The sequence below is a fragment of the Bacillus sp. 01N45 genome, from assembly GCF_056399205.1.
The window spans coordinates 1-13,990 of sequence record NZ_JBFTQW010000020.1 but is presented as its reverse complement, the minus strand read 5'-3'; the positions used below and the strand labels follow the sequence as shown (position 1 = coordinate 13,990).

Annotated in this window: 10 protein-coding genes and 3 pseudogenes; 6 read left to right on the top strand and 7 right to left on the bottom strand. The window is 33.2% G+C overall.

Annotated features, from left to right (window positions below):
- The first annotated feature begins 82 nt into the window (after positions 1–82).
- Entirely contained in the window at positions 83–1,012 is a 930-nt protein-coding gene (locus AC1DMU_RS27795) for a DUF3994 domain-containing protein (RefSeq protein ID WP_215559200.1), read from the top strand.
- 732 nt (positions 1,013–1,744) lie between these two features.
- Positions 1,745–5,026 carry a VaFE repeat-containing surface-anchored protein gene (locus AC1DMU_RS27790; protein WP_476941656.1) on the top strand — a complete coding sequence of 1,094 codons (3,282 nt, stop codon included), beginning with the start codon at positions 1,745–1,747 and terminating at the stop codon, positions 5,024–5,026.
- A gap of 78 nt (positions 5,027–5,104) precedes the next feature.
- Here AC1DMU_RS27790 and AC1DMU_RS27785 read toward each other — a convergent pair.
- The 3 genes and pseudogenes from AC1DMU_RS27785 to AC1DMU_RS27775 all read right to left on the bottom strand — a co-directional run.
- A pseudogene (locus AC1DMU_RS27785) lies at positions 5,105–5,344 on the bottom strand (3'-5' exonuclease); the annotation flags it as partial.
- Positions 5,345–5,534: 190 nt separating this feature from the next.
- Positions 5,535–6,962, bottom strand: coding sequence for a serine hydrolase domain-containing protein (locus tag AC1DMU_RS27780; RefSeq protein ID WP_476941655.1), 1,428 nt, complete (start codon positions 6,960–6,962; stop codon positions 5,535–5,537).
- Between the two features lie 311 nt (positions 6,963–7,273).
- A pseudogene (locus AC1DMU_RS27775) lies at positions 7,274–7,402 on the bottom strand (3'-5' exonuclease); the annotation flags it as partial.
- On the opposite strand from AC1DMU_RS27775, the gene AC1DMU_RS27770 reads away from it, so the two are divergent.
- The 3 genes from AC1DMU_RS27770 (at position 7,381) to AC1DMU_RS27760 (ending at position 8,958) form a co-directional block, all read left to right on the top strand.
- Positions 7,381–7,968, top strand: a complete 588-nt coding sequence (locus AC1DMU_RS27770; RefSeq protein WP_218923189.1) for a colicin E3/pyocin S6 family cytotoxin — start codon at positions 7,381–7,383, stop codon at positions 7,966–7,968. The pseudogene AC1DMU_RS27775 and the gene AC1DMU_RS27770 overlap by 22 nt on opposite strands.
- A gap of 14 nt (positions 7,969–7,982) precedes the next feature.
- The gene (locus AC1DMU_RS27765; protein WP_088065095.1) at positions 7,983–8,528 is read left to right on the top strand and encodes a hypothetical protein; all 546 of its coding nucleotides are present in this window, start codon (positions 7,983–7,985) and stop codon (positions 8,526–8,528) included.
- Between the two features lie 106 nt (positions 8,529–8,634).
- On the top strand, positions 8,635–8,958 hold the full coding sequence (locus tag AC1DMU_RS27760; RefSeq protein ID WP_088065096.1) for a hypothetical protein: 324 nt from the start codon (positions 8,635–8,637) through the stop codon (positions 8,956–8,958).
- A 396-nt stretch (positions 8,959–9,354) separates the two neighbouring features.
- Here the strand turns inward: AC1DMU_RS27760 and AC1DMU_RS27755 are convergent, their stop codons facing one another.
- Positions 9,355–9,609, bottom strand: a complete 255-nt coding sequence (locus tag AC1DMU_RS27755; protein WP_002165351.1) for a SunI/YnzG family protein — start codon at positions 9,607–9,609, stop codon at positions 9,355–9,357.
- Positions 9,610–9,853: 244 nt separating this feature from the next.
- Here AC1DMU_RS27755 and AC1DMU_RS27750 point away from each other — a divergent pair, with 244 nt between their 5' ends.
- Positions 9,854–10,597: a M15 family metallopeptidase gene (locus tag AC1DMU_RS27750; RefSeq protein WP_088065122.1), complete on the top strand. Its 744-nt coding sequence runs from the start codon at positions 9,854–9,856 to the stop codon at positions 10,595–10,597.
- Between the two features lie 332 nt (positions 10,598–10,929).
- Here AC1DMU_RS27750 and AC1DMU_RS27745 read toward each other — a convergent pair whose 3' ends face one another.
- From AC1DMU_RS27745 to AC1DMU_RS27735, 3 genes and pseudogenes are all read right to left on the bottom strand, one after another.
- Complete coding sequence (locus AC1DMU_RS27745) at positions 10,930–11,313, bottom strand: DUF3221 domain-containing protein (protein WP_372471223.1); 384 nt, start codon at positions 11,311–11,313, stop codon at positions 10,930–10,932.
- A 128-nt stretch (positions 11,314–11,441) separates the two neighbouring features.
- The gene (locus AC1DMU_RS27740; protein WP_476941654.1) at positions 11,442–12,419 is read right to left on the bottom strand and encodes a hypothetical protein; all 978 of its coding nucleotides are present in this window, start codon (positions 12,417–12,419) and stop codon (positions 11,442–11,444) included.
- 62 nt (positions 12,420–12,481) lie between these two features.
- A pseudogene (locus AC1DMU_RS27735) lies at positions 12,482–13,084 on the bottom strand (S-layer homology domain-containing protein); the annotation flags it as partial.
- Between the last annotated feature and the right edge of the window lie 906 nt (positions 13,085–13,990).

The following is a 13,990-nucleotide window of genomic DNA, read 5'->3' as shown; positions in this document are numbered from 1 at the left end:
AACTTTCTATCATATTTATACAAATTATGTTATGGTACAATATGTTAATTAAATACAATTTTTTCTAAGGGGATGGGGCATAGTGAAAGCAAAGAAACTAGTAACGTTTGCGATACCGTTTATGCTATTGGCAGGTTGTGGTACCGATAAAACAGACGCAAAGCCAAAAGAAAAAGTAGAGTCTAAATCAGAAACTAAGGAAAAGTTATCAAAAGAGCAGTATCCAGTTCGTATGACGGGTTTATCTTCTGAATTAATGAATAAAATTTCTTCTATAACTGAGATAGCATTAGATAAAACGAAGGACGAAAAGGAATTAGTAAAAGGGTTAGTAAAAGAAGAAGCTGAGTTACAAAAGACTATTACTAAGTTTAATAAAATAGAAGCGCCTAAAGAGTATCAAGACTCACATAAAGAAATATTAAAGGCGGTAGACTGTTATAGTAAGGCATATGCAATTCAGGCTAAAATGGCAAAAACGGATGCTAAAGACATAGATAAATCAAAAGCAAAAGAAACAATGGATTTAATCAGAGAAGGTAATGGTTATTGGAAAACTGGTTTCAAACCAGTTGAAGATGCTACAGTAAAAAAAGCAAACGATCTTGGTTTCGGTACAGGGGCAAAAACTGATACTCCTTCAACTTCTAAGTCCGATGATGATAATGTGCAATTATCCGCAGACGGTAAAGAGTTATTTGGCACGTGGGGTAGTTACAGAGGTTCTGAGTTTCATAAAGGTTTAGACCTTAGAGAAGATAATTCATTCACGGCCTATGATGATACCGGTAAGTCTTCTTATGAAGATAACCATATGACAGGTACATGGTTATATAATGCAGACAAGAAGCAAGTAACTATGATTCCTACTGAATTTGTTAAAGATGGTAAGAAGATAGATGCTAGACAAATGAATGCGGTAGTAGATTATACAGTTGAGTTTCTTAGAGCAGGTTCTTTAAGAATGGTAGATAATAAAGGTAACAAATTAGAAGTAGAAAGACAGAAGTAAATATTGTTTACAAAGGGGGGATTCATGAATTATGATACTGTAGCATCACTACAACGGATGCGACAATTGCAACAAATGGAAGCCGCTGCAAGTAATAAATTGATTTTAAAGCGTGCTGATTCGTATACACCAAATATTCCCCCCATAAAAGGCAAAGTAATGTCATGAAAAAAGAGCCAGATTGTATGGCTCTTTTTAAGTATTAAAATGTTTCCCCATGTTCAGCATTTTGAGTAATGTTGTTTGAGGTAAAACCAAATCTGAAAAACGGCTACCAATCCTAGAGTGATACCTAAAACTTAAATTACTTTCCTCATTATTTTAGTGCCTCCTTTTCCGAGTTTTTGAGACTGTAGTACCTACAAATAGACTTGAAATTTAGTTTTCATAATTATTGTTGAGCCCTAGCAGAATGAAGAACAGGGGAATTAAATCTGCCTATTCCGCTAGCTAAAAAAATGTGGAAAATTAATAACTTGAGTAAAAGAACTGCTATTAACATACTTAACATACATATTTGTTTTGTTAATTGTGGGCGTGTTTTGAGATTTGTATATAGTAATTTCATTTGAAAACTTGAAAAACATTAAAATATGTAAATTTTTCGAATTTTTAATTAAATCTATTTAATATTTGTAATTTGTTGTTTTATAATGATACTCGGGTTGGTCGTGAATGTTTTAGATATTGCGATATACAATCGGATTAATTTATTTTAGGGAGGTTTCAAAATTGGGTAAGAGAGTTATTATAAGAGTTTTTACATTATTATCAGTACTAGCATTATGCCTGAATGTGTTTTTACCAAGGGCTAGTGCAGAGGTTATGACGCACGAGAAATATTCAATGAACTGGAGTTATAGTAATAGTTTAGGTAAGTACATTCGAACTGAAATGATTAAAAATTCAAGTGGTCAAATTGCTTATTGCTTAACTCTGGGACTAAAATCACCAAATGGTGAAGATCTTCCTGAAATGGGGAAAACAGATAATATAGTATATAGGGTCCTATTAAACGGTTTCCCGCAAAAAAGTGTTGAGCAGCTAGGAGTAGCTAATCAAAATGAAGCACATTACGCGACTCAGCTTGCAGTTTGGAATGCATTAGGTCAACTTGATGTAAATGAACTGAAACATGAAAATAAAAATGTTGAAAAAGCGGCTAAGGCAATTATCAATGCTGCTAATAATAGCGGCGATACACAAGATATCTATATGAATGTTATCCCAGCTGAAAAGCAAAAAGCAGAATTAAAAGGTGAGTTCTTCGAAACGAATCTATATACAGTACAAACAAATGCTAAGAGTGGTTCTTATAAAGTAGTAGCGAAAAATGCACCTAATGGAGTAAAAATTGTTAGTGAAAATGGTGAAGTGAAAGATCAACTTTCAGTTGGAGAGAAATTCCGTATCCAAATTCCTAAAAATACAAAAACAGGTGAATTTAATCTAAGTGTTGCTGCAAACTTAACAAAAGTTCAAGCAATTGCTTACCGCGGTACGGATACTGTTCAGAATGCTACAGTATTACTAGAAAGAAATGAAGAAAAGCTTAGTAGTGACCTTGCAGTAAATTGGGAAGCTGCTGGTGCTTTAAAAATTAAAAAGGTTGGAGAAAATGGAGAAGTATTAGCTGGTGCAGTATTTGAGGTTTTTAATGCAAATAATGAATCAGTTGGAAAAATCACGACTGGTGCTGATGGTACGGCAGGATTAAATAACCTACCAATTGGTACTTATACTGTAAAAGAAATAAAAGCGCCAACAGGCTATGTTTTAGGTGATAAACCACAAACTATTGAGGTTAAGACAGGAGAAACAGGGGTTGTTCAAATAGTAAACAACAAGGCAAAAGGGAACATTGAAATAAAAAAACTTAGTGATTCAGGTAAAGTGCTACCTAATGTTGAATTCACTGTTTTTACTGAAGATGGAAAAGAAGTGAAAAAGGCAGTAACAAAAGAAAATGGAATTGCAAATGTTGAAGGCCTTACATTTGGGAAGTATTATTTCTTAGAGACAAAAGCACCAAATGGATATATTGGAAATAAAACAAAGTATCCTTTTGAAATTAAAGAACACAATAAAACACTGACTTTTACAGTAGAAAACACCGAAGTAAAAGGTAGTGTAAAACTACTAAAAGTAGATAACGAAGATATTAGTAAAAAATTAGAAGGTGCAGTATTCGAGTTAAAAGATGCAAGTGGAAAAGTAATTGGTGAATATAAGACAGATAAAAATGGTGAGATTAACGTTAAAGATCTAGCGTATGGTAAGTATTTATTTGTAGAAAAGACTTCACCAAACGGTTACGTTCTTGTTAAAGAACCAATTGTGTTCGAAATAAAGGAACATGGAAAAATTATTGAGCTATTAGCAGTTAATCATCTAATCAAAGGTGATCTGGAAATTACAAAGGTAGATGTTGCGGATGGAAACAATAAGCTTCCAAATGCAGAATTTACGATTTATAACGAAGCAGGAAAAGAAGTAGTAAAAGGTAAAACAGATGATAAAGGTATCGCTAAATTTGAAAAGCTACCATTTGGAAAATACACATATAAAGAAACTATTGCACCAAACGGTTACATTTTAAATGAAGAGACGTTTTCTTTTGAAATCAAAGAGAATGGTCAAATAATTAAACATATCGTCAAAGATGAGAAGATTCCTTCAATTAAAACAACAGCAACTGATAAAAAAGATGGTACAAAAGAAATGCACACTTCTAAGTCTGTAACAATCCAAGATAAAGTGGAGTACAAAGACCTACAAGTAGGTAAAGAGTACACTTTAAAAGGTAAATTAATGGATAAAAAGACTAATAAACCATTAGTTGTAAATGGTAAAGAAGTAACTGCTGAAACTAAGTTTACACCAAAAGAAGCAAACGGTTCTATTACACTAGATTTCACTTTTGATGCAACTGGTTTAGAAGAAAAAGAAGTAGTAGTATTCGAAGAGTTACTGAAAGACGGAAAAGTTGTTACTACACATGCTGATATCAATGATAAAGGTCAAACAGTTAAGTTCGTTAAGCCATCAGTAAAAACAACTGCTACAAACAAAGCTGATGGTGGAAAAGAGATTCATTCAAAGGATTCTATCACAATCCAGGATAAAGTGGAGTATACTAACTTAGTTGTTGGTAAAGAGTACACTGTAAAAGGAAAATTAATGAACAAATCTATTAACGAACCATTATTAATTGATGGTAAAGAAGTAACAGCTGAGACTAAGTTTATTGCAAAAGAAAAGAATGGTTTTGTAACATTAGACTTTACTTTTGTTGGTGCTGAACAGCAAGGAAGAGAAGTAGTAGTGTTTGAAGAATTATTACATGAAGGTCAAGTAATTGCAACTCACGCTGATATTAACGATGTAGGTCAAACAGTTCGATTTGTAGAACCTTCTATTAAAACGACAGCTACAAACAAAGCTGATGGTTCTAAAGAGTTAGATGCTTCTAAATCTGTAACAATCCAAGATAAAGTGGAATACAAAGACTTAATCGAGGGTAAAGAATACGTTGTAAAAGGTAAACTAATGGATAAAGCAACAAAAAAAACATTATTAGTTGATGGTAAAGAAGTAACAGTAGAATCTAAGTTTACTCCAAAAGAGAAAAATGGTTCTATCACACTCGATTTCACATTTAATGCTTCTGCATTACAAGGAAAAGAAGTGGTAGTGTTTGAAGAATTGTATCAAGATAATGTCTTGGTAGCTATACACGTTGACATTGAAGATAAGGGTCAAACGGTGAAATTTAAAGAAGTAAAACCGGAGCAACCAAAACCAGAACAGCCGCATCAAGATAAAAATAATCCAACTTCAGAACAACCAAAAGAGCAAGTGAAAGAACAACCACAACCTAAGAAAGAAATTCAATCTAAAATTGGATGGTTACCGCAAACAGGTGCTGACCTAACAAGTTGGATCTCTATGGCTGCAGGTGCATTACTGTTAATTGTTGGTGGAGTTATTTTCTTAAAACGTAAAAACGCATAAAAATTAAAAAATAAGCACATCTGTTTTTACAGGATGTGCTTATTTTTATGTTAGTAATTTAGCCCTATTTACAGTATTTTAATCTATTTGATTATTTTTGAGTTGTTGAAATAATTCCAGGACAGCAAAACAGTCAGCTGCTGCTCGATGCTTAATCGTTAATTCCGTTGCATCACTTAATGAAATCCATTTTTTTGAATCAACATAATCGCCGTACATTTTCATAACACATGTGGATTTAAAATCCTTAAATTCTACATTGTTAGCAATACAAGTATTTTCTATCATGCTTAAATCAAATTCAGCGTTAGAAATAATAAAGTTGTTTAAAAATCTTTATTCCACGAATGGAGCAGGTTAGTGGAAGCAATAGTAATTAGGTTTGACTGGGAAAATTGTCGATGATATTAAAAAAGACACCGAAGTGTCTTATGTTTTTCAAATTAAGCATACCGATAAATTGAAATTTAATTACTTAACATTTTGCTTATCTTGGGAGCGAGGTATTTTATCGGTGAGTGTATACAAACCATGTAATGCTTGCTGTTAATAATGCTGACGAAATCAAAGCTGTAAGAATACTATATGTTTGCCAAATAAGTATTGTTGACCAATCGAAAGCACAGCACAGTATACCCAGGGCAATCGTAGCGATCAGGAAAATAACTGTTACGGTTATTCTCTTTTTTGTCATTGGCTGCCGTTCATTCGTTTTCCTTCTGCGTAATCCTAAGAGAAATAGCAAAACGGCCAATAGGCAAAGAATAATTGTGATAGACGACAAAATGATATCCAAAAGCTGTGTGCCGCTTATTTCATATGACTGAGTTAGATTGCCTTCTAATATATCTTTAATTTTTAGTACTATGTTTATATTGGTATTTGCGCCGTTGCTCAGCAAGGAGACGGCTGTTCGTTCATTTAGCAGTATGGCTACTTCGGTTCTGAAATTTGGATTGCCCCCAGTGTGTTCTATAATCGTTTGTTCGGCGTTTACGGACCAACCTGCCGCATAATACATACCGTTGACAGCTGGAACAGACATATCACCCCTATGTGATTTTTTGATAACCGTGTGAAATATTCCGGGTATGTCCTGCACAATACCCATCTGTATGCCCATCCAACGCGCCATATCTTTTGTATTAGAAATGATGTAGCCTGCCGGTTTATTCCCAGCATAATCCGGAGCTTTAAATGGAGTTGTCATAAAAAAGGAAGAACGGTAGCCCTGTGCCAACTGCCCAGTCGCTTGAGCATCTTCTTTATAAACATACGTCTGGTGAAGACCTAATGGCTGAAATACCTGTTCCTTCATAAAGTCTTCATAACTTTGTCGCGACACAATCTCAATAACCAAACCCAATACGTCATAATTAACGGTTCCATAGTTATACTGTTCACCGGGAGGGAACGCCAATTCAGCATCCACGAGCATTTCCACAGTCTTTTGCAACATATCCGGTGTATTGCCTTGTGGAATATTTTGAGTATGCATAATATTTGTTAGACCACTGGTATGGTGAAGAAAGTTATTTAGTGTAAGACTTTGCATATCAACAGGTTTCCCTTGATACTTTAACGTAAACCAAGGTAAATATTTTTGGACAGGGTCAGTCATTGAGAGCAGCCCTTTCTCTTCCAATAGCATAATACCCATACCGGTAAAAGCTTTACTGACTGAGGCTAACTCATAGAGTGTATTTTCACTTGCAGACAAACCCTTTTCACGGTCTGCATATCCTGAAGAAAAGTAGAACACTTCATCATCAGCAAGTATTGAGATTGACATTCCCGGCACACCTGATATACGACAGGCATCATCTAGCAACGCTTGTATTGCCGCAGATTGTGAATCTGACAACGCATAACTTTGTGTTGCGAATCCTGAGGATAATATAAATATCGTTAACACAAAAACAATAATCTTTTTCATAAACTCTCCTTTTTGGAAAATTATAAGAGAATAATATAAATAACCTCCTTTTACAACTACGAAACTAAATTTTAATTTATCTTTCTATTCACCTATATAGTATCAAGTAATTGTAAAGAATTACACTTAAACGAACAGATGCGTTAGTTCAATAAGAAGTAAACAACTTTATTATTCATTTTTTAAGTATTATATAAACAGATGGATGTAATTTGAAACAACTTTAAAGAGCCTTACTACGTAGAATGTAGTAAGGCTCTTAGCTTTTAATAATCAAAATTCAATAACTTTATTATTATTACTATTATACAATAAATAAGTAGAGTTTTTCCTGCAGTAACTTCACATAATTTTTTATACATTACTGTCCACGATGGTGCATCGTGGACAGTTTTATTAGTAATACCATGAATGGAGGTTGCTTCAGCTGGAATATTTAGAAGAACAAAAACGTTCCGCTAAACAAACTTCATTATTCCTTGATTTAGCTCCTGGAATTGGAGAAGTAAAACAAGGTATACAGCTCTTTACGGGCGAGGAAATGTTTACTCATGATAAATATGCGCCAAGTGACTTTGTATGGGGAACACTTACTGCAGTTACTGGTGGTACAACAAAAGTAATTGGCCGTACCTTTGGTAAACTAGGCGATCTGGAGAAAAATGCACAGAAACTTGGTAATGTAACAAAAAATGTATCAACAGGTTCTTTCGATGTAGCAGCCTTTGATAAAAAAATCGCAAAAATGAATATAAATGAAAAAGCCGCTGAAATAAAAATAGCCTCAAAAGGCATTGCTGAGCAAAATGGTTGGAAAAAAGACTCAAAACTGAGCAGAGTAAATAAAAGGGACGTATATGTTGATTCAAAATCCAATAATCTTTATGCTTTAGATACACAACATGGTAGATTTGAAGTACTTAATAAAAAGGGGAAACATCAGGGAGAAGTAGACTTTAATTTAAACTCAACGAAACCTGCGGGACATGATTTGAAAATGGGTTAAGAAAGGATTCATATATGAATGAATTAGTAAAAAAAGCAATACAACATTTTTATGTAAATGGAGCTGTAAATGAATATTTACTTAGGTGTGAAAATAAAATTGAATTACCTAAAGAATTAACTGTATTTATTCATAATGCACACATTCAAACAACACCTGTCAACATTGATGATATTTGGCCAGCAGAAAAATATGTATTCGATTTTAAACCATATAAGAAAGAGAATTTAAATATTTACTACAGCAGTACTTTATTAATTTCAAAATTGGCACCTGTATTTTACTTACAGCATGAATTTTCAGTTGACTGTCCTGGCGATACGTCACTCATGTCAACTTTAGATGGATATGACACACAGCCCTATACGAGTCAGCAATTGGAATTTGACCAACAAGTTATTCAATCTTTAACATCGAAGAATTATACACAACTATCCTATGCAGAAGTAAATGAGGTTGTAATGAACCTCAAATTCCCAGAGGGGGTAACAATTTTTGGACCTCAGGTGACTGTAGAATACGCTATGTTTCATGATGTACTTGATTTATGTCCAGAATAATAGTCACTACTTCATATAGTAAATATACTAGTTTCATACGGTGCAAAATAAACATCGTATGAAACTATAAATACACTACCTATAAAATAAGTTAGGAATACTCAAGTTGAATATTAAATATGATGAATACGAATTATTGGAAATTTTCGAGAGTGAACCAGAAGATTATTTTATTCCTGGTGCAGGTGCATATAGATATAGTAAAATAGACAAACTGGGATTTGAATTAGTAATGATTATGTGTTATTACGAGGAAACTGTTGAATTAAAAATGTGTTATGAAAATAATTGTATATTTGAAACCAATATGGATTCGGCTAAACGAATCTATACCCGCAATGATTCATTGTATGTCCAAGGTGGCGTAGGAAACAAAACAATTGAAGTGAAATTCAAACCACATTTTACGATTCAAATAGAGGAACTCTAAAACATAAAATATTAGAATATATTTTAAGAAATACAAAAGGCGCCCTTGTAAGGGCGCCTTTTGTATTTCTTAAAATGACATAATATACGTTTACCTTAGTTCTTTAGGTAGTTAGGGTTTGACATACTAACTTAAAAGAAAAATGTTGAGCAGTTCATCTTCATTATACATCAATATATCTGAATTAAAGATGCAATTTTGCATCCAAATTTCTGCAGCATCAATTACATGTTACCCTCAAATATAGCAAAAGGTGACCAAGATAATAATTTTCGTTTTGAAGAATTCAAAATTGTTAGCAGCCATACTAATGAATTTAATAAAATAAGGAAATTTCTATGACTTCTCCCCTTTGCTTTATTCAAACTTTGTTTGAGTCTATTTATATGACCATATTTAAGCAAGAATAGCTTTTAAAATCGACACTTTGTTTGTAGTAAATAATACATAATTTTGTTTTACAGTTCTAATTAATATACGATCAGTTGTCCCGTATGCAGTTCCGATACGGATTGCACTTGGTTCTTCAACACCCGCATAGGTAGCATCTTCGGTAACCTCAATCACATCACGTAATGGAATCGTGACCTCCGCAAATTGCCATGAAATAATTAACTCTTCTTTTGTTTTTTTGACATCAATACCTAGCATTATACCAAGACCTTTCTATAATAGAATGCTACACTTCTTATCTTATTATACAAATTTTTAGATTATTTATCTACATGTATGAATAGAACTGATATTTTAAGGGTGTCAAAAGAACGGGAAGATATACTATCAATCTATTAAGGAACACGTTATGAAGAAAAGTTCACAGGGAATTAATATGGATTTGATATGGTTGAAGTATGATGAATGAGTAACAGTAGGAGTTGCAGGAAGGAAATGAATGATGAGACTTAAATTAGTAGGAACCTTAACTTGTATAGTAGTAATGTTAGGTATCTTTATCATTTACACCAATATATCTATTGGTAAAGAACCATATAAGACAAACCATGAAACTAGTGAAAACTCCATAAATAAAGAAAAAAATAGTAAGCAAAATGGGACTTCAAATAAGATAGCAAGTTCTTTTGCTAGTGTACAGGCTGTAGTAAATAAGGAATATGGTTTACCCGAAGACTATATGCCAGAGGATTTAGTTGTCCCAAATGTACCGTTTTCATTTAGTGGAACGGTAGAAAAGAGTCATCTTCGTAAAGAAGCAGCGGAAGCGTTAGAAAAACTATTCCTTTTAGCTAAGCAGGATGGAATCCAGTTGAATGCTGTTTCAGGATTTCGTTCCTATGAGTATCAAAAAGGCCTGTATGCCAACAATGTTAAAAAGAAAGGGCAAGAGCATACGGATCGCTTCTCGGCAAAGCCTGGACATAGTGAACATCAAACGGGATTAACGATGGATGTTTCTTCTAAAAGTGCAAATAATGAGCTAGAGCTAACTTTTGCGAATACGAAAGAAGGAAAATGGCTGAAAGAAAATGCGCATCGTGCAGGTTTTATTATTCGTTATCCAAAAGGTAAAGAGGGTATTACTGGATATGCTTATGAACCGTGGCATATTCGCTATGTAGGAGATATTGCTGAAAGTATATATAAGAAAAAACTGACTTTAGAAGAATATATGAATCTGTGAAAATAGAATTAAAGAATTAAATTTGCTAGCGATAGCAGTAAGAGTGTAAAAGATAGGGGTATGAAACAAGGTATTTCTTAATGCTCTTAAAGGGTATGCCATGGGATTGTAAACGATACTACTATTTTAGAGATGAAAGATGGCGAATAATATCTTTACAGTAATGTGAGATGTAGGATCTTGCGTCAGGTGCAGAATGATAAGTATTAGGTTAATATATGATGGAAATCAGAAAGCAACGAAAAAGAATATAAAGATTACGTATTCGGTTTTTTACTAAATAACAGGGCATCATTCTAATTAGAATGATGCCCTGTTATTTTTAGCATAATCTATTGAATTACTTTTTCAATTTTAGGCATTACAGCAATTGGTGGTAAAGATTTGGTCCATGCAGCAGCATAAACATTTAACTGTTCACCTATAGTGTAATTTTCACCATCTGAAATAGGGACCCTTAAAATCTTATTTTGATTTACTAACTCCCACCAATCATTTTGGTAAGAGAGAGCTTCATCTTTTGTAGATGTAGAAGCAACCACTAAATAATTGTTTTCTACTGAAATGACATATCCAGTAAAAGGATCTTGTTCTTGTTTATGAATAGAATAAATAGGTGCAGTGCTTACAGACGCCTTATTAGAATCTGCAAATGCCGGTGTTAATCCGAAAGTAAATCCACATCCTAATGTTAAAGCTGTTACTGTTGGACAGATAGTAAATCACGATTAATATACTAGGTCTTACGAGCACGATAGAAAATATATAACTTCATAAAAAGAACTCCTATGTTACTTAGGAGTTCTTTTCGGATGAAGTTAACAAAATTATAGAATGTTGAACATTATTTTGTTTTTTCAACAATAGGAGAAATAGCTTTCACAGGAACACCAGCAAGTAAAATAGGGCTAAACTCAAAAGATGCAGCATAAACGTTCACCGTATCACCGATTACAATATCTTGTAATACTTCGGTTGAAGTTTCAACTTCATAAGTTATGTTGTTACTTGAAACTAAGATTGAATTATCAGATTTCCCTGTAACATTTCCTGTAATTTTTTTGTATTGATTCTCTAAAATATTTTGTTCATTTCCTTTTTGAATAATCGCGTTTCTTGCCTCGAAAGGTAAGTCCATTAGAAGAATAGGGGCCATTTCAAATGCTTGAGCATAAACATTTACTGTATCACCTATCTGAATGTTTGGTAATACTTTTGGATTAACATGGGCAAGAATGGTTTGATTTTCACTTGAAATTTCTAAGCTATCTTCGGATTTTTTTGTCACTGTACCAGAACGTTTTTTTAGTTGTGCTAAGAGTTTTTGTTCTTTATCTTTACTCATTACATGGTTTTGTTGTTGTTTGTTAGATTCTTCGTTTATTTTAGAAATAGAACTTACATCAGTGTAAAATACAGTTTGTCCATAGATTTTTTGATGTTTCCATTGATCTTTGTTAGCAACTTTAACTTTGTCCCCGTTTTTAAAGTTAGAGTTACTACCATTTGGGAAGTCTATAGTCACTTCTTGATTATTTCCATTAGCATCTTTATATGCAACAGTCACATAATAAGGATCTGCATCATTTATTACCCCAATTACATGGTTTTCTTGTTGTTTGTTAGATTCATCATTTACTTTAGAAATAGAATTCACATCAGTGTAAAATACAGTTTGCCCATAGATTTTTTGATGTTTCCATTGATTTTTGTTAGCAACTTTAACTTTGTCACCTTTTTTAAGGTTAGAGTTACTACCATTTGGGAAGTCTATAGTCACTTCTTGACTATTTCCATTAGCATCTTTATATGCAACAGTCACATAATAAGGGTCTGCATCATTTATTACACCAACTACAGTATTTTCTTCTACTTTTGTTTGTGGATTTGATCAGATTTTGCAATAAATTGTGCAGCTTCTGCACGGGTAATCGCTCTATTAGGGGACCAGCTATTTCCGTCTTCAGTGCCCTTAGAAATTTCTGTTTGTATTAAAATATTTGCATATCTTTCTCCCCAATGCCCTTTTAAATCCTCAAATGTAGTTACACTATTTTTAGCAACTTTATTTTCTAATTTATAAGCATTTGCCACCATTGAAGCCATGGATGCACGATTAATCAAACCTGTTGGAAGGAAGTTACCATTTCCATCTCCTTTAATAACACCTGCTTTTTCAACAGCTGCAATGTAAGGTGCTGCCCAGTGGTTTTGAGCATCTCGGAAAGATGGTTTAGCATTCTTATTAATTTCTAATCCAAGCATTATAGCCATTATTTTGGCAGCTGAACCGCGGTCAATTGTTTCAGCAGGAGCAAAAGTACCATCGGGTTTTCCGTGTAATGCGCCTTTTTCAACTAGGTAATTTACAGAAGGGCTTGCCCAATTTGGGACATCTGGAAATTTATGAGTATTTGCAAATGCACTAGATGAGTAGGATAGTAGACTTCCAGCAAGAATTCCTGTAGCAATTAATTTGTATTTCAAAATGTAACACTCCTAAAAAATAGTATAGCTTGGTAAATCTGTCATTTATAGTGAATCTTATAAGTAATATGAATTAGTTTAAATAATAGAGTAGGTTGGCAATTTCGTTATATTACAGGTAAATAATAATTAGTTAATTTAAATTATTATTTCGAAAAAAATCTATAGGCATACACTTATAATAGGGGGCTATTTGATATATTTACCAAGCTTGTGTAACCAGTATAGTTACTTATATATATGAGTGTCAATTAAAAAAGAATTACATTTTTGTAAGGTAACCATGTTAATAATATAGTAAGTAATTATTATGTAAGGTGAATAATTACTCATTATAATAACTATAAGGATGAATTAAATAAAGAGGGATGTTTAGCGTTATTTACCAGTTATTTATTGTGGTTTTTATTTTCGTTGGACTTCTATTATCATTTGTATTATTTGGTCATCATACTGCGGGGTTTTTAAATTTAAACAGTCACGGTGGCCTCTTACCAAATGGTGCAACAGGTTTAATTATATCTATGTTGGTCGTTATCAATTAATTATTGAAGATAATAAATTAAATAATTTGGATTTATATGTGGGGTATTTTTGTACATCTCCTGAAAAAGGCGAATAAGAAGTACTCTCCTAAAATTTCTAACGAAGTACTTCGTATATACTATTTACTGTATTTTAGATAGTAAATTTGATCGCACTAATTCTTGATTGAACTACCCCCACTTTCACTTCGTTTAGAAGTGAAAGTGGGGGATTCCTAAGTAAAGAGTTCTATCGAACTCTAATTGATTAGGCTAACCCCGCAGTCCTTGCGGTTAGAAGCCTTATTGCTTCATTCTTTATATTGATACTTGCGTTAATATCCCTATCATGGTGTGTACGACAAGAAGGACCAAGAAGGAC